This window comes from Mangrovibacter plantisponsor, assembly GCF_003182475.1.
Lineage (GTDB): Bacteria > Pseudomonadota > Gammaproteobacteria > Enterobacterales > Enterobacteriaceae > Mangrovibacter > Mangrovibacter plantisponsor.
In genome coordinates, this window is sequence record NZ_QGTS01000006.1 from 352,114 (window position 1) to 367,713 (window position 15,600).

The 15,600-nt window shown below is 46.9% G+C and carries 20 protein-coding genes and 2 pseudogenes; 9 read left to right on the forward strand and 13 right to left on the reverse strand.

Annotation, left to right across the window (positions count from 1 at the left end; all coding sequences use genetic code 11):
- The first annotated feature begins 63 nt into the window (after positions 1-63).
- A complete protein-coding gene (locus DES37_RS12095) occupies positions 64-546 on the forward strand; it encodes an Hcp family type VI secretion system effector (protein ID WP_110025931.1) in 483 nt (160 codons plus the stop codon).
- A gap of 22 nt (positions 547-568) precedes the next feature.
- Here the strand turns inward: DES37_RS12095 and DES37_RS12100 are convergent, their stop codons facing one another.
- From DES37_RS12100 to DES37_RS12130, 7 genes and pseudogenes are all read right to left on the reverse strand, one after another.
- Positions 569-886 (reverse strand): DUF1493 family protein, encoded by a 318-nt coding sequence (locus DES37_RS12100; protein WP_211320552.1) that lies wholly within the window; start codon positions 884-886, stop codon positions 569-571.
- Positions 886-1,335, reverse strand: a complete 450-nt coding sequence (locus DES37_RS12105; RefSeq protein ID WP_110025932.1) for an STM2901 family protein — start codon at positions 1,333-1,335, stop codon at positions 886-888. Before DES37_RS12105 ends, DES37_RS12100 begins: the two co-directional genes overlap by 1 nt.
- A 177-nt stretch (positions 1,336-1,512) precedes the next feature.
- Positions 1,513-1,938 carry a hypothetical protein gene (locus DES37_RS12110; RefSeq protein WP_110025962.1) on the reverse strand — a complete coding sequence of 142 codons (426 nt, stop codon included), beginning with the start codon at positions 1,936-1,938 and terminating at the stop codon, positions 1,513-1,515.
- 155 nt (positions 1,939-2,093) lie between these two features.
- A complete protein-coding gene (locus DES37_RS12115; protein WP_110025933.1) occupies positions 2,094-2,966 on the reverse strand; it encodes a phosphorothioated DNA-binding restriction endonuclease in 873 nt (290 codons plus the stop codon).
- Positions 2,967-3,286: 320 nt separating this feature from the next.
- Entirely contained in the window at positions 3,287-4,564 is a 1,278-nt protein-coding gene (locus DES37_RS12120; protein ID WP_110025934.1) for a type II toxin-antitoxin system HipA family toxin, read from the reverse strand.
- Positions 4,554-4,892, reverse strand: a complete 339-nt coding sequence (locus tag DES37_RS12125) for a helix-turn-helix domain-containing protein (RefSeq protein WP_110025935.1) — start codon at positions 4,890-4,892, stop codon at positions 4,554-4,556. Before DES37_RS12125 ends, DES37_RS12120 begins: the two co-directional genes overlap by 11 nt.
- Before the next feature lie 222 nt (positions 4,893-5,114).
- Positions 5,115-5,321: pseudogene (locus tag DES37_RS12130) on the reverse strand (HipA N-terminal domain-containing protein); the annotation flags it as partial.
- Here DES37_RS12130 and DES37_RS25640 point away from each other — a divergent pair.
- Both DES37_RS25640 and DES37_RS12140 read left to right on the forward strand, forming a co-directional pair.
- On the forward strand, positions 5,309-5,563 hold the full coding sequence (locus tag DES37_RS25640) for a hypothetical protein (protein ID WP_170123765.1): 255 nt from the start codon (positions 5,309-5,311) through the stop codon (positions 5,561-5,563). The pseudogene DES37_RS12130 and the gene DES37_RS25640 overlap by 13 nt on opposite strands.
- 54 nt (positions 5,564-5,617) lie before the next feature.
- The gene (locus DES37_RS12140; RefSeq protein WP_110025937.1) at positions 5,618-6,916 is read left to right on the forward strand and encodes a Fic family protein; all 1,299 of its coding nucleotides are present in this window, start codon (positions 5,618-5,620) and stop codon (positions 6,914-6,916) included.
- 150 nt (positions 6,917-7,066) lie between these two features.
- Here DES37_RS12140 and DES37_RS12145 read toward each other — a convergent pair whose 3' ends face one another.
- Positions 7,067-8,407, reverse strand: coding sequence for a type II toxin-antitoxin system HipA family toxin (locus DES37_RS12145; RefSeq protein ID WP_110025938.1), 1,341 nt, complete (start codon positions 8,405-8,407; stop codon positions 7,067-7,069).
- Positions 8,397-8,738, reverse strand: coding sequence for a helix-turn-helix domain-containing protein (locus DES37_RS12150; RefSeq protein WP_110025939.1), 342 nt, complete (start codon positions 8,736-8,738; stop codon positions 8,397-8,399). Before DES37_RS12150 ends, DES37_RS12145 begins: the two co-directional genes overlap by 11 nt.
- A 678-nt stretch (positions 8,739-9,416) precedes the next feature.
- On the opposite strand from DES37_RS12150, the gene DES37_RS25880 reads away from it, so the two are divergent.
- The 4 genes from DES37_RS25880 to DES37_RS12170 all read left to right on the forward strand — a co-directional run bounded on the left by DES37_RS25880 (position 9,417) and on the right by DES37_RS12170 (position 10,949).
- Complete coding sequence (locus tag DES37_RS25880) at positions 9,417-9,650, forward strand: hypothetical protein (RefSeq protein WP_245930055.1); 234 nt, start codon at positions 9,417-9,419, stop codon at positions 9,648-9,650.
- Complete coding sequence (locus DES37_RS25885) at positions 9,647-10,240, forward strand: lysozyme family protein (RefSeq protein ID WP_245930046.1); 594 nt, start codon at positions 9,647-9,649, stop codon at positions 10,238-10,240. The genes DES37_RS25880 and DES37_RS25885 overlap by 4 nt, the downstream gene beginning before the upstream one ends.
- Positions 10,237-10,665, forward strand: a complete 429-nt coding sequence (locus DES37_RS12165; protein ID WP_110025940.1) for a lysozyme inhibitor LprI family protein — start codon at positions 10,237-10,239, stop codon at positions 10,663-10,665. Before DES37_RS25885 ends, DES37_RS12165 begins: the two co-directional genes overlap by 4 nt.
- 137 nt (positions 10,666-10,802) lie before the next feature.
- Positions 10,803-10,949 carry a linear amide C-N hydrolase gene (locus DES37_RS12170; protein ID WP_245930049.1) on the forward strand — a complete coding sequence of 49 codons (147 nt, stop codon included), beginning with the start codon at positions 10,803-10,805 and terminating at the stop codon, positions 10,947-10,949.
- A 162-nt stretch (positions 10,950-11,111) separates the two neighbouring features.
- Here the strand turns inward: DES37_RS12170 and DES37_RS12175 are convergent, their stop codons facing one another.
- From DES37_RS12175 to DES37_RS12190, 3 genes are all read right to left on the reverse strand, one after another.
- Positions 11,112-11,537 (reverse strand): hypothetical protein, encoded by a 426-nt coding sequence (locus DES37_RS12175; protein ID WP_110025941.1) that lies wholly within the window; start codon positions 11,535-11,537, stop codon positions 11,112-11,114.
- The gene (locus tag DES37_RS12180; protein WP_245930051.1) at positions 11,515-11,760 is read right to left on the reverse strand and encodes a polymorphic toxin type 44 domain-containing protein; all 246 of its coding nucleotides are present in this window, start codon (positions 11,758-11,760) and stop codon (positions 11,515-11,517) included. The genes DES37_RS12175 and DES37_RS12180 overlap by 23 nt, the downstream gene beginning before the upstream one ends.
- Positions 11,761-12,677: 917 nt before the next feature.
- Complete coding sequence (locus DES37_RS12190; protein WP_227541712.1) at positions 12,678-13,790, reverse strand: HNH endonuclease; 1,113 nt, start codon at positions 13,788-13,790, stop codon at positions 12,678-12,680.
- A gap of 220 nt (positions 13,791-14,010) precedes the next feature.
- Here DES37_RS12190 and DES37_RS12195 point away from each other — a divergent pair, with 220 nt between their 5' ends.
- Entirely contained in the window at positions 14,011-14,493 is a 483-nt protein-coding gene (locus DES37_RS12195) for a transposase (protein ID WP_036112060.1), read from the forward strand.
- Positions 14,490-15,440 (forward strand): annotated as a pseudogene (locus DES37_RS12200) (IS3 family transposase); the annotation flags it as partial. The gene DES37_RS12195 and the pseudogene DES37_RS12200, both read left to right, overlap by 4 nt.
- A 31-nt stretch (positions 15,441-15,471) precedes the next feature.
- Here DES37_RS12200 and DES37_RS12205 read toward each other — a convergent pair.
- Positions 15,472-15,600: IS3 family transposase (locus DES37_RS12205; RefSeq protein WP_146211490.1), on the reverse strand; the 129-nt coding region annotated here is incomplete at its 5' end.

A 15,600-nucleotide genomic window follows, 5' to 3' on the forward strand; every position in this document is an offset into this window, starting at 1 on the left:
ACCAACCAGCACAAACAAGTGTACACTCTTAATAGGAATTAATTAAACAGAGGATGTAACATTATGGCGATACCAGCGTATATGTGGCTAAGGGATGATGGCGGTGCTCTTATCAAGGGTGGTGTGGATGTTCAGGATAGAGAATTCAGCATTGAGATAAAAGGCTTTCATCACAACCTAATGATTCCAACTGATAACGCTACCGGCAAGGTAACCGGAACGCGGATGCACTCGCCGATGCTTGTAGTAAAAGAGTTTGACTATTCTAGCCCGTATATTTATAAAGCCGTAGCTACCGGGCAAAATCTTAAATCAGCAGAGATAAAATGGTACAATATTAATGATGCAGGACAAGAGGTAGAATATTTTAATATGCTACTTGAAGGTGTCCGTATTGTCTCTATTTCACCAACAATGGCATCCGTGGATAATCCAAATGAAAACCATATGGAAACTGTCGAAATGCGCTATGAAAAGATAACGTGGAAACATTGCGATGGTAATATTATCTATACTGACTCATGGAATGATCGGGTTACAGCATGAAATGATTAAGGGGCGTTGCCCCTTAATCATATAACCAACACCCTACTTTAGCAGATTCAATTATCATTTCCAGAGTTAGCATTTTAAACCTGTGGTTACGCCAATCTTTTTTAAGCCTAAACTGCCACCAATAGAACTCCGGCATAAAATAGTTATCTAAATTAAAATTTCCGTGAGCAATACCGTACCGCGTAAACAGGTCAAATAGCATTTCCTCCAAATCCTCTTGTATGAAGTTAAAATGCTCTTGAAACGACCATTCTTTCTGTGCAGGATTTTTTCGTTCACCGTATTTCTCGGTGACATAATCTAAAAGTTCCTGCTCATCGGGTAACAGCATCAGAAATAAACCCACTCAATCCGATCTTTAGGCCGGACTATGATGTTATATTTATTTCTCGTGTCTCTGGCAACTACAGCAAGCATGACCACAGCTTGAGTGTAGCCAATATGAGGAACAGCCCTCCCAACTATTGCCCCAAGCTTATTAGTTGCCCGGCTATGGCCCAGTACACTAGTTTCGATCCTCATCCCCCACGGAAGGCGGACATTCTTGAGGATTCTACGAGATAACTTCGAGGCTATACTAGTACGTTTTACCTTTGACCCCAGTACAACTCGCTTAGGTAGAATAGGTTGCCCGGCCAGAATCATTGCTGCTGTTTCAACTCCCCAACCAGTACGATCAGCAAAGCCCTCGAGAAATATTAGCCAGAATAATTCTTGTTGTGTAACGTTAGCGTGACCATTATAAAAATATGTTCCATTTAGCTCTTCAGTAGTATCCATCAGTACCCCTTCACTCCCTGTGTTTTGTATGCTTATCGTACTATTTGAGTAATCGGGCAAGCGAAGGTTTTTTTCCGGGTAAATTCTGAATTCAGGCAATAAGTGATCCTGGAGGGAAAGTGCAAACGGCAAAACTGGCAGAACCGGAACCATCGCTGTTGGTAAACCAGAGCATAGTTAATTATTTAGCTCTTTAGTCAGCTCAGCCTCGCCAGTGGCGGTGTTAAAATGCAGATAAAAGCAATCACCGTTACCCTGATTTGGCTTCGCCCATAACTCCGCCTGCACTACCCCACCGTAGCTTCTGGTATAACCTAACTGAATCAAATAATCCCGCAACGGCTTAATACTCGTCACCCCCCTAAAAATAATCGCGTTTGACGGTGCATACCCATCTCCTGGATATGATTTAAAGTAATAATCGCCTGAAATACGAGGAGCTTTTGCAATATCTTTATCGGTCACGAAGTGATAATAGAAAAAGTCCTTTTCAGTGTATGTGGTCGATTCATTGATACCAGAGGCGATAAAAAGCGCAAGTAGCAAACCAAGGATAAAAACTGAGATAATTAACAGAATGACCCACTTTAATAATTTAAACATTATCACTGTGCCCATGTGTACCTAAATTAAGTGCCATTATTGGTAATAACGCGAATAACGCCACAGGTAAAATCACCCCCGGGGGTGATTAATACAAGAAGCCATGCCCGGGAAACAGAATCGGGCTGAACCAGCATTACGGGTTGTAGCGCTGTTCAGGTTTTGAATACCTGTTTACGATGCCAGCCAACATATTGTTCAGTGGGCCACAGCGATTTGTCGTGAGGAAGGTGTAACAACTGGCCGTTCCGTTGCCAGAACAGATTGTCTACCACCGGGCTACGGCTAACGCCGCCAGAGATGCGGATAGCCAGATTTTCATCCAGCCCGAATGCGCCCATATCAAACGCATCATGGTGCAGCGAACACAGCGCCAGGCCATTATTCACCTCACACGGCCCGCCATAGGCTTTCCAGTGAATGTGGGCGGCTTCAATACCAACCAGCGCACCATCCAGCCGTAAGTCGTAACCGCAGAAAGCACACCGGGAATGGTAAGCCCGGAGTACGATATCCCTGAAGCGAGGATCGCGGTTCTTTGACCTGTCGATAAAATCAAAACCCAATTGGTTGGCGAGGATCCGCTGAATACTTTCGGGGAAGCGATCTGTCAGGATCTGCTGGGCCAGTTGGTCGATTTGCCCGGGATGTGTAAGTAGCAACTGATAAGCCGTTTCATCAAAGCCGCCCATCACTTGATTATCTATTAACTCTTTCTTTGTTGGCTGAGTGTTGCCACTGCGGGGTTTACAGCCTTCAGCGTTGGTGATTTCCCAGAAGCCGTCAGTTCGGAGTCGCCAGAATGGCATGTTGGGGTAGTCAGTGCGCCGTTTGGGGCCAAACTCTTTTAGCAGGTGAGTAAGCTGTTCGTGGATCTCCAGGCCGTAGTTGAACAGGCGCGGGTGGCCTGCTTTGTACTGCGATAACACATACAACAGCAGCAACGGCTTATGCGGCGCGCATACTTCCCCCTGACGCCATACAGAAACGTTGGAGATGGCCGATTGCAACGCTTCGCGAGATATCATAGGAGTTAACCAGGTAACAGACTGATGTTGTTGCGATCATGCTCGCAAAAGTGGTGAAATTCAATTGTTGACTGTTACGTTGTGCAGAGGGAAACCGATGACTTATATCTTTTGACCTGCGCCCTATGGTTTACGCTGAACTGATAAGTGATGAAAAGATCGCGGAAAGCCTTGCGGATACTGAATTTCAGGCACAAACAAAAAGAGCAGGAGCTTCTGGTGCCCACCGAGATCCCGCAGTGTCTGGGGAGTAGCTGATGCCAGTAGCATCACCCTAATATCTATCGATCCACTGCTAATTAATAGGCAATAAGTACGAATCACCGAAGTTGCATGATCGCTTCAGGGGTACCCTCAAAAACAAACGGGTTGAGGAACACTCGCCCCCACAAGAAGTTGCGATCCACTTCGCTCAATGAAGCTTCACGACAGACCTCTTCCCAGTTTTGGTGAACCGTCCGGATACTGTGTGTGATAACGTCAATAGCTTCCTGTTCGCTCAGCAGAAATTTAGCCGCCGCCGACAGACAAACCGCAAGATTGCTCATTCGGTTTTCACCAATAATCAGCATTGCCTGCGTTGCTTCATTACCAGAACGGCCCTGAGGACAAATATCATAAGCGGGCGTCAGGCTCAGTTTTTTACCATCCCAAAATGCTGCATGATTTCTGGCGTGATCGTCTGTGTTACCGCAAATAATATTAAAAACCAGACGCCCGAACAGCTCTCGTAATGTCTCTTTAGGTGCATCGAAGCGCTGGCGAATAATGTCCGTCAAATCCTCATAGCTCGCATACCTTGCCATCATCTCATCAAGACTAAAAATGGTCAGCGCAGAGACCATCAGGCGCCGCTGCCATCCTGCATGGCTTTGTATACGGTCAAATCGTTCAATAAGTATGACGTCTTTACCCGCTGTATGACGGAGAAGAACAGGTGCAACATTTAACCCAGCATGGGCAGCCAGTCGCATAGCGATGTATTCAGCTTTAACAACATTATAGGTATCTGTGGAGGAGGAGAATTTTGCGATAAACTTACGATCCCCGGACTCAATCATTGCCTTTGGTCGCGCGCCGCCTAATGAACTACCGTGAAAAAGTGCTTGTTCCAGCTCCGGAGTTAGCGGTACGCCACTTTCAACCATTGATGCAGCCTGCATTAATTCTTCAAGAGATGCGCTTTGGGACTCACGCGGCACATACTCCGTTGCGGATCGCTGGAAGTCGAGCCCTCCAATTCGGTCTGAGCCAGATTCAAGCAAATATGTCAGTTCATCCAGCCTGTCAGGGTCAGCATCCCTGCCCTGAGCCCCCACCAGCCGGTTCAGAATAACACGTCGCCCCCAGGCATCCGGGGCAGCATCACGTAATGCACTCGCCTGCTGTAGACCTGGTTCGGGAAAAATCGCCCCCCGTACCAACGGAAGTTCCGGCTCATAGACAGGGATAGCCTCTTCCCGTTCCAGGTAACTGCGCCCGTAGTTGAAGATGAACCTGTTGCCATCACGAGTTAGCGCACCTGCAACAATCGGTTGAGTTGCACCAGGCAACCAGATCCATACATACGCCAGATCGGGTCTGTTATCAGAAGTCATCGTTTATCACCTTTTTGGAGTGATACACTGAGCGTGGCATTAGCGATAAAGTTTTCTCTGCGTTCGCGATATGTAACGCCATCGATACCTGCTCAGGTGTAAAAAGTGGAACACCAACAATAGTAGCCAGTTCAAATACCGCACCAATTGCACACCCCATATCCCCTTCTTCAGCACGATAAACGAGTCCACGTGACACACCTGCACGTTCAGCCAGTTCTTCAATGGTCAATTTACGTTCAATACGAGCAGTACGAATCATCAGCCCCAGCAGTCGCGCAGCATCACGGCTATAGCGAGAGTAGGTTCGAGTAGATGGTTTTGCCATTACACGCCTCTTTGTTCCATAAACAGAGCTTTTCTCGTAAGTATATCCTTTTTATAGAACAAGAAAAATTATTTACTTCAGTCCCTCTATTATATTGTTCCATAAATAGGTTATTAACACACACTAAGATCTATTAATGGAACACACAAATCTCGCACACTTGATGGTTGCTATTGAGTATCGCAACTGGCACCAGGCGTCTGACATTAGCTAACAGCTAAATAAATTATCAAAATAGTCACGAACAACATTACCGCGCCAAAGCTGATTACCAGGAGTGAAAGGCAAAGAAAGCGATAAAGGTCTTCCCTGTTCATCCACTATCCATTCTGGAAAGTATTGCAATAAATCCTCGCCTCTGACCTTCTCCCAGAATCCGCCCCGAATTCCATTCATCCATATTGCTAAACGCTGCTGTGTTCGACGCATATCGTCACCATTTTTCCCGCCTGGCAGGTGAATCTTTTTGCGGTTTTGACTCGTTCATTGTTGAAGATGACATCGAAGCAAGTATCTGTGGTCCAGAAGAGAGAACCATTTCAACACCCAGCACGGTAAATACCCTGAATAGCCGCTCCATACTGGCACTGGCTGTTGCCAAAAGTGGCTCATGCACATTGAAGATAGCGCCAGTCAGCCAGTGGTCTATTACAGCCCGGAATACCGCGTAATGGCGAACTCACCAACTGATGATCAGCCACTTAATAAAATTTTGAGATAGCGATATGCCAATCAAAAGACCACCGGCACTTATTCCATTTTCCCAACTCACGGGAGCTGACCTGGAAACCCATCAACAATACAGCCGCGTGACCGACGATAAAGGCCGCTATCTTCCGTTTGATGAATTCTGCCGCCGCACGTCCAGCGGGGAAAATGTCTCTATCGCCTGGACGCTTACGCGGCGCGCGCGTAACTCGGCCATGCAACGGATCCATTATCGCAACGAAGCAGGCGAGCAGGCCGGCTTTGCCCTTACACCTGGCATCATGTCTGTGTGTGAACTGGTGGACAAGCACGCCACAAGGCTGGCGCTCAAAGAACTTACCGCCAGACTCAGGGGGGCGGGCAAAGAGTTAACTGCACTAAGCATGGAAGAACCCATCACTTCATCACAGCTGGAAGGCGCTAACACAACGACACTTGCCGCACGGGATATGCTGGAAAGTGGCAGAGCCCCCCGCACCGAAGATGAACTCATGATCGCGGGTAATGCGCGGTTGATGACCGAAATACCGGAACTTATCCAGGAGCCACTAACACCAGATTTAATCCGCCGTTTCCATGCTGTTGGCATGGGTGGCATTAACAACGAGAAATACCGCCCAGGAGAATTCCGCGACACCGATGATGGGGTGAGTGCAGATTATGACGGTAACATCGTTCATCAACCACCAGCCGCCACCGGCCTGCAGGCACGCCTGCAAATGGTGTGTGACTTCGTTAACAGCACAGGATCCTACATTCACCCCCTGGTAAAAGCCTGCGTTCTTCACTTCATGATTGCTCAAGAGCACCCTTTCAGAGACGGTAACGGGCGCACAAGCCGCGGGCTGTTTTACTGGTACATGCTGAAATCAGAATACGACGTGTTTAAATACGTCTCTATTAGCCAGCTTCTGTATGCCGCCCCGGCTAAATATGCTCACAGTTACCAGTACACGGAAACTGATGGCATGGACCTGACGTACTACCTCGAATACCAGGCCAGTATTATCCACCGGGCGGTGACACGGATCTTAAAGCATGTTGACGAACTGGTTGCCCGCGCTGCCCGGATTGACCAATTTTTGTATAAATCAGGAAGCTTAGCGCGGCTGAGCGGGCGACAAGTCACCCTACTCAATATCATTTTGGCGGAGCCAGGCAGGAAATATTCCGCAGCAGGCGTAGCGGAAGCGCTGGGCGTATCGGATAACACTGCCCGTAATGATTTACGCACACTGGCGCGTGAAAATCTCTTAACCGAGATATCAGAAAACGACCAGAAAACGGTTTATAAGGTGTCTCGGGAACTGAGTTAATACGCTGGGAGTGTCCACTTCCCGTTAACCACGCTGGTTTAAAATTTTGAGCGAAGTCAGACCCTGAGTGTCACTTTATCGAATATGTTAAACTCACCTCATGCACCTAAAAAAGCGCACTATCTTGTTAATGCACGTTTTAAGGTGCAATTAAGTAATTCCAACATCAGATCCTCCCAAATACCGGGCGTGTAAAAACGCAGAACTTACAGCATCAATATCGCCTCCTGACACATCGTATGCCTCAAAATGATTACGCCATTCCCTGACCACTCGCCAGATTCTATCAATCTCTGCAATAGCATCAGCACGGCTTAGTCCAAAGCGCTCACACCAGGAAACGGCATTGCCGAGCGTGGCCTCTTTACCATATTTGCCAACCCCCAGATGAAGCCGACGATGATGAGAGTGCACCGGACGAGGAACCACGTCATAAAGCGGACTGATTCTCCACGCCAGAGCAACATCGTCCTGCGGCTCCAGGGCCCCTCTCGCAGGGTTCTGTACTGGCGATTCCATCAGGACAAAACCATGGTTACGCAGATGATCATCATCATTGTTAACCAGGATATTAAATACCATTCTGCAGAACAGCTCCTTCAGGTCGTCTGCAAGATTGTCTGCGCCGAGATGTCTACGCATCGCATCCGCCAGTTCCGCATAACTGCTTTCGACCGAAGCCATTTCGTGAATATTCATCAAGGTGAGCGCGGAGACAAAATGACGCCTGCCGGTATTGTCTCCCTGGCCCACACGGTCAAAACGTTTGATCAGCATAGCGAAGCGTCCCGGTCCAATCTCTTCAAGACGCGTTTCAGGGACGTGGAGTCCCGCCGCATCCGCAAGACGCAACGTCGCGTGTTCAATTGCCGGGTAACAAAACCCGCGGTCGGTACGGGAAGAGAACTTCGCAAGCCAATGACTACCATCCTCTACGACCACCGTCGCTTTTGGCCGCATCCCACCCATACTGGAACCCGCATCAAATATCCCGTGCAGGTTGGCAGGCAAAGGTGCACCGTTCTCGATTCTCTCCGCGGCATCAAACAGGTATCCCAGGGATTTTATATCCGCGGAGGTATCAAGATCTCTGGATTGCTGCCCATCAGGAGTGAGATCCAAAGCCCCTGTCCGGTTTGGCCCGGCCTCCAGCAGATATACCGATTCAGGCAATGAATTCGCAGGCACATGTTTTTTAGCTTCAATAACCCGTCGTCCCCAGGCATCTGGCGCAACATCCCTGATCCCGCCAAACAGCGGTGACTCCAGCGCAAATAGCTCCTGTTTTGCTACCTGCTGGCCCTGCAACATACCCAACCCCACAGGATCAATTTCAATTGCGCCGTTTCTTTTCAGGTATTTAAGACCATAGATAAAACGCGAAGCCAGAAGGTCGGTGCCTTCTTCCTGTAAATGCAATTTTCCGGCCGGAACAGACTCCGTTGCTCCGGGTAAAAATGCATGAACCAGCAACGTGCTCTCAGAAATCATATTCTTCCAACTCCTTGTTGCTTAATGGCCGTGCGCGCCGAGGACGTTGAAGACTCTTAACGGCCTGTACGGCGTGATCCTTCTTCCCCATAACATCACTAAGCGTTGCGCCAGGCCGAACAACACTGAGATAACGCAGAATCTGACCGATAGCGACGCCTGCATCACCATTCTCTATACGACTAACGGTGTTACGACTGATATTGGCGCGCACCGCGACTTCTGACTGTGGAATTTTTCGCGCAATACGACTTTGCGCCAGAACATAGCCCAGGTCAGATAGCTGGCGGCTTAAATCAGAAGGTAATAAATCCTGCTGTGTACGCTTCATTTTGCACCTTAAAACACGCACTAAAGACTTAATGCTCATTTTAAGGTGCATTAGAGTATTTTTCAAACAGGTATGCGATTGTAAGCATGTTGACGAACTGGTTGCCCGCGCAGCACGGATTGACCAATTTTTATATAAATCAGGAAGCGTATCGCGGCTGAGCGGGCGACAAGTCACCCTACTCAATATCATTTTGGCAGAGCCTGGCAGGAGATTGGTGAGAAAAAAAGCAGAAATTAAGAGCCAAGAGATTACAATAGTTGTTTGAGAAAATGGGGCGTGAACGTATTTCACAAAAAGATTTATACAGATGATCATCAAATCTATATGGGGATGTATTGTCCGCATTGAATCTTTAATTAAATATTTTTATTAATATACAAATGCTTATTCATTAAATAAAATCTAGCTAATATGTAGATTTGCATACAATAACTAAACTAAGATTACTCCTAATTATAAATTGTGGATAACTAACTGTTTTCCCGCTCTAATGTGAAGGAATATAATAAATTGTCTCACTAATTTTTTACTCAATGATGATAAAGTGGCATTCAGTTGCCTGAAGCGGGAAGGACTTTGCGATCCCATCGAACAAAACCACATATATTTCGGCTGACAAGTTCAGTGGGGGCTTGCGGTACCAACGAAGTAAAAGAAGTTAAAAATCTACAGTTAATGTTAGATGCTGCAGGTTATACCTTGAGCACAGGGCGCCCTTTACCTGTGACGGGACAGTGTTCAACTGATACTATTGAAGCAATACGCTGGTATCAATCGCTATTAAGAATGTCTCCAACAGGGCTTGTACAACCCACTGACATCTGGTTTATGGAGGCAATGCGCAATGCCTCAAGCGCTGAATGGCGACCTAAGCATAGTGGAGGTATCTTGACAGTTAAGGGCAGTTGACTTTCGACTATGAAGGTGCTGATTATATCACTGCGGTGGAACCTTTTCGACAACCCTCTCGTATGCCTTGGTTCTCGCGCATTTTACACCATCCTACCAATAATTCTGGTGTAACGTTAGGGCGTGGTTTTGATATGAAAAAGCGAAGTGCTGGTGAAATACTTTCGATACTAAGACAGGCCGGGATTGAGGAGTATAAAGCACAGATTTGTGCTCTGGCATCACATTTATCAGGACGTGAGGCTGATAATTTTATTGAAGTTTATGGCCCCCTTGTAGGGGAAATTAGTCATTACCAGCAGGTTAGACTCTTTGAGTTATCATATGCTGAAAAAGTCAATTATGCTAAACATCTTTATGTAAAATTTTCGGCAAAAATACCATCGCGTATATCGTGGGATAATATTGACCAGAAAATTAGAGATACCTTTGTTGATACTCTATATCAAGGGAATGTTACAGCGAGTGATATGGTAGCTGTAATGGCAAAAAATGGCAGTAAACAAGATATTATTACATATCTGGAAAATGATATTTATCAAAAGAATGATCCTCGCAGGCTAACTTTACGGTTGAATTACTTAAAATGAAAACAATATTTTTATTATTACCCTTTTTAGCGTTTCAGCTTAGTGCTATTGCTGACTCACTACCAATATTGAAAAATAAAGCCGTTGAAAGTTGCATCACAAAATATGGTGAAGAAGATGATGAATGCCTTGGTTCTTTGAATGATAAAACCAAAAGTGAACTATTAACCGTATATAACGAGAAGTATCATGAATTAGAGAAAGCTGATTATACAAAATGGTGGATGGGAACTAAGGAGCAAAAACAGAATATGTTATCTGCTTTCAAAAAAAGTCAAGATGAATGGATTCAATATAGAGATAATTATTGCCAAGTGCTTACAACAAGTGAGCAGGGTGGTCATGCTTTTGGTGAAGTGATGTTGAGTTGTCTGATTAATATGAATAATAATAGGATTACAGAGATAAAAAATATCAATCCTTAGAAAATTGCCAACCAGAGGATTTCATCCCAGTCCGGTGCATTCCCTCAGTGCCAGGGTAGTTGTCATCCCCTCTGGAAAAACACCTGAGGGCGATGGAATGATAAATGACTCGCACTGGATGATGCCAAAGGTGACTCATGCACATTGAATATAGCGCCGGTCAGCCAGTGGTCTATCACAGCCCGGAATACCGCGTAATGACGAACTCACCAACTTATGATCAGCAACGGGCTCTGGTTCGCGCTTTCAGTGGATTGGGTGGAGAACAGCTATTCTTACACTGAGGGTTGTCACAGTTAGCCATTTATTTTAAAGGGCGGCTGAATAATATGGTGACGCTGTAGTAATTTTAACGTAACAAGAATTCTGAACGCTCTCATAAAAACGCGCCAGAAAGTTTCTGGAGCCGTTTTAGAGCTTAATATGTTAACTATCATCGTCTCACACTAATTATTCGCCTGAAAATTAATGTGTGGCAAATGTGTATCACCCTTTGCCTTATAGACGACAGAATTACTGAATGAGAAAACTTTTCCACTGTATTTAATATTGATGTTATCCCCATCAGCACTCACATTCGCAGCACTACCCGCAGCAACCAGGAATGGAACCTGCTTTGCAAGGATGGCGGATACATTACCTTCCAGCTTCCCAGATAAGTAATACCGATAAGCGTCAGCCACAGTAGCCCCACCAGCTGAATATTCTGTGACGTAAAGCCAGGTGCTGTCGCTAATTTGTTGTGCACTCACCAGTTTATCTTCTGCTCTGTTATTACCACCTGAATTGAGCATCACAAAACCAATAACAATGATCAGTAAGATGGCTGTCAGTGCAAGATGAAACCACTTAATAGCCGTTCTCAATGGCATACTTGACCCCTTCCTCAATCCAATACTGATCCTGTGGATCATCACCGTAAGGTGCATCCTTATACCACCTACTCCATTCTGGCCTTGACGTTCCGGCACGGCTTTGCGCCCGGCCAGCACCCATCAATAGAATTTTTGCCGGAATACCAGCCGCATATCCCGCAGCACCAAAATTGAAGTTGCCGAACTCGGCCCGGAAACAGGTATTGAAGACATTATTCATCCCACTTTGCATAAACCCTTGTAAGGCTATGTGTATTTCGACACATCACTAATAAGTAATACTCTGAAAAATCAAACTGTTCATAAGCATGTCTGTATTTTTATACTTTCAAGGATTCTGTGTGGGTACAAACATTATCAAACCGGGATATACCCGCATCAGTAAGTTGATTCTGATTGAATCAGGTCTAATGGTGAGAGTCGAAAGCAAGAAAAGCTTTGCGGACAGTAGATTTCAGACACAAAAAAAGCCACCCTCAGGTAGCTTACTTTGCATCGCTTGGTGCGAAGGCCGGACTCGAATTTCACACCCAATAGACTGATATCAATGTAGTTTATAATTAGGAATAAGTAATTATACCCGCACTTGTACCCACAAGTTAAAATCCGTACAAAAAGTAGACATTGAAAGTGGGTATAAAGCCATATCAGTAGAACACCAATATGGCTGTCGAAGCAAGATTCAGGCAGGCAGGAACGTTTTCTTCAGAGGCAACAACTCCCTCAGGGCAAAGTCAGCTGTCGGTGTAAAACGAACACTCACTGTTACTATGCTAGTTCCCATGGCAAATCTCTGCGTCTATTAACAGGTTTCAGAGTGCCCCCGTTTCTCAATTGTTGAGCGGCCCAACGAATGTCATATTGCCACGTATACAACATATCGCCGGAATCCCTAAGCTCAGCCTCGTAGCTGTCCCATACATACTTTGAGACTTCACGTGGCCAAGCACTACCGCCCCGTTTCTGAAGACACTCGATGATCCATTGTTTCATGCTTTCCCTAGTTACCGTCATATACCCTAGCCTTCACTCGTTGTTCGATATATCACAATACTAGCATTGACTACTTCTGGCACAAGATGGACAGAATCTAGGCGCTTGTTATCTGATATGAGCGAGATGCAGACAGCAGTAGCGTTAAGCACTCTCAACATCATTATGATTTTCAATCCAATATTGTCGATGATTTATCAGATGAGTTGTTAACGGCCAGTTCTGCTTATCTTTAGGTAACCTGAGATATCGGCCATCTAACTCTGCATATTCTGTCCCGGCCAACTGTTCTGATATCCTTATTTTCAACTCGGTATCAATCCAGAGCAAACCTCGGTCAAATAGAGTATGGATATCTGTTTTCAGTAACAGGCCATGCTGAGCACGGGTATGCCAAGCTCCTGCGTAGGGGGTGATATGTGCAGCTTCAAGCAACACTTGGATTGAACAGCCCGTTACTGCGCATTTACCCTCATAAGCTTCAATGAGCTTTCGTCTAAATACTGGTTGCCCTTCTCGAATAATGACCTCACGTAGTGCTTTGAGGCGAAAGTCACCTTCATCGTCAGGCAATTCATTGAATAATTCATCTCTCGCTTCAACTACCATCCGATCGCCTGGCCTTGGGGCGGCAATCTGAATTGGCGTCCTACCATCATCGCCAATGTCCCATATGCCGTGCAGCTCCTGCACATACTGTTGATACCGTGTATTTTGTAGGTTTCCGCTACGAAATAACAAGTCGTATGGGCTACCCAGGTCAGTCCGGGCGCTTTTTCGGCTACCAAGATATCGATATCGGGAGTTGCTATTAACGGTTAATGCATCCAGTTGAATACGAATCTCGCTCTCTTTCAGGGGGGCGTTGCTGTTACGGATCCACTGAACAATATTTTTAGCAGAAGCGGAATTTAGTTGTGTCACGGCATACCATACGCGGAGATATTGCGGATAATGCATTTCTTCCGGAATTATACCTGGAATATCAACAGTATATGTTGAGAAATTATGATGACGCATCCATTCTCCCCACTGGCGGGAATGGGTGCTAATACCTATGCGATGAGGTTCGCGTTTGCCAATTTCATCATTGAATTCCTGTCGCGAGGGTGCTCGACCTAGTTTCTGATAAAGCTCATCACAGCAATCCCACACAGCTCGTACTAACGGGCCCTGTGGATATCCATCTTTGCTCTGGTTCAAAGTGTTCTCCGTCAACGAACATATCATGAGAATAGCAATATCCAATTCTGACACTAAATCCCCCGCATAGCATCAGGCGGTTATGAGCGATAAGCGGAAGTTCGCAATCGAGTCGGAACGGGGATTATTAGCATTGACGTATTTTATTAAAGGGGAGCACTTCGCCCTGTACTGCCCGCAGGGTTAGCCAGAATACACTTTTAATCACCACCCTCAGTGTCAGGGTTGTTGTCACCCCCTCTGAAAAATCATCCTGAGGGCGATGGAGTGACAAATGAAACGTATTTCACCGGAGCGTAAGGCTGCAACACTGGCGAAATTACTTCCCCCTTACAACATGACCGTGGCTGCTGTTGCACAGATGGAAGGAATATCCGAAGCTACCCTTTATAACTGGCGTAATCAGGCTAAAGCAGAGGGGAAACCGGTGCCGGGTAACAGTAAAAACAGCGAACAGTGGTCAACAGAGGCGCGTTTTGCCGCGCTCGTCGAAACAGCCACACTCAGCGAGGCTGAGATCGCAGAATACTGCCGTAAAAAAGGGCTTTATCCTGAGCAGCTTATTCAGTGGAAACAGGGCTTTATACAGACTGAGGCTCCCGCCGATAAAGCGGCCCTGAAGCAAAGTCAGAAAGAGAATAAGGCACTGAAAAAAGAGCTGGTCCGTAAGGAAAAAGCCCTTGCGGAGGCGGCGGCCATACTGGTGCTGCGAAAAAAGCTCACGGACTATTACGGGGAAACGGACGGGGAAGACTGACGCCTGCTGATGAGCGGAAGCGGTTCATCCAGTGGATTAATGAAGCCGTGGTCTCCGGTGCAAGACGTGCCGTCGCCTGCCGTGAAGTGAACATCAGTCTGCGTACCTGGCGGCGGTGGCAACATTCTTCCTGTGACGGCAGACCCGAAGCAGTACGGCCAGTGCCCTATAATCGCCTGAGTGTGAATGAAGAAGCACAGATAAGGGATATCTGCCATCAGCCGGAATACGCGAGCCTGCCGCCATCCCAAATCGTGCCACGACTGGCCGATAAGGGCCTTTATCTGGCGAGCGAATCCACCTTTTATCGGGTGCTTCGCCGTTATGGAGAAGTCCACCGACGGGGACGTCAGTTGCGGCCACAACGGGTGCCCGCCCCGACGACGTTCACCGCCAGCGCCCCCTGCCAGGTGTGGTCATGGGACATCACCTGGTTACCCTCGGTGGTGCGCGGCCACTGGTTTTATCTGTATATGATAACCGACCTGTACAGCCGGAAAATCACGGGTTACGAAGTGCATGAAACAGAAAGTGGCGAACAGGCCGCGGCGTTAATGCAGCGCAGTGTGATGCGAGAGGGATGCTGGCGTCAGCCGCTGGTGCTGCATGCGGATAACGGGGCCGCCATGAAATCACAGACTCTGCAGATGAAACTGTATGAACTGAATATCACCACGTCACACAGCAGGCCACGGGTGAGTAACGATAACGCATATGCAGAGTCGCTGTTCCGTACGCTGAAATATGTGCCACAGTGGCCGTCATCGGGGTTCAGAACACTGGGTGAGGCGCGTCAGTGGGTGGAAAAATTTACCCACTGGTATAACGAAGAGCACCGTCACAGTGGGATACGATATGTGACCCCAGGGCAGCGTCACCGTGGAGAAGATAATGCCCTGTTGAAGCAGCGTGATGACCTGTACCGTATGGCCCAGAAAGCACATCCTGTGATCCTACCCACGAAATGTGGACACGGCCCTAAGCGAGGTTTTCGTTTTCAAATTGTTCCGGACTGAGACCGCCACAGGCACTGTGACGACGCCACCGATTGTAATCGCACTCGATATAATTAAACACCGTCGTCCGCATTATTTCCCGACTGATAAA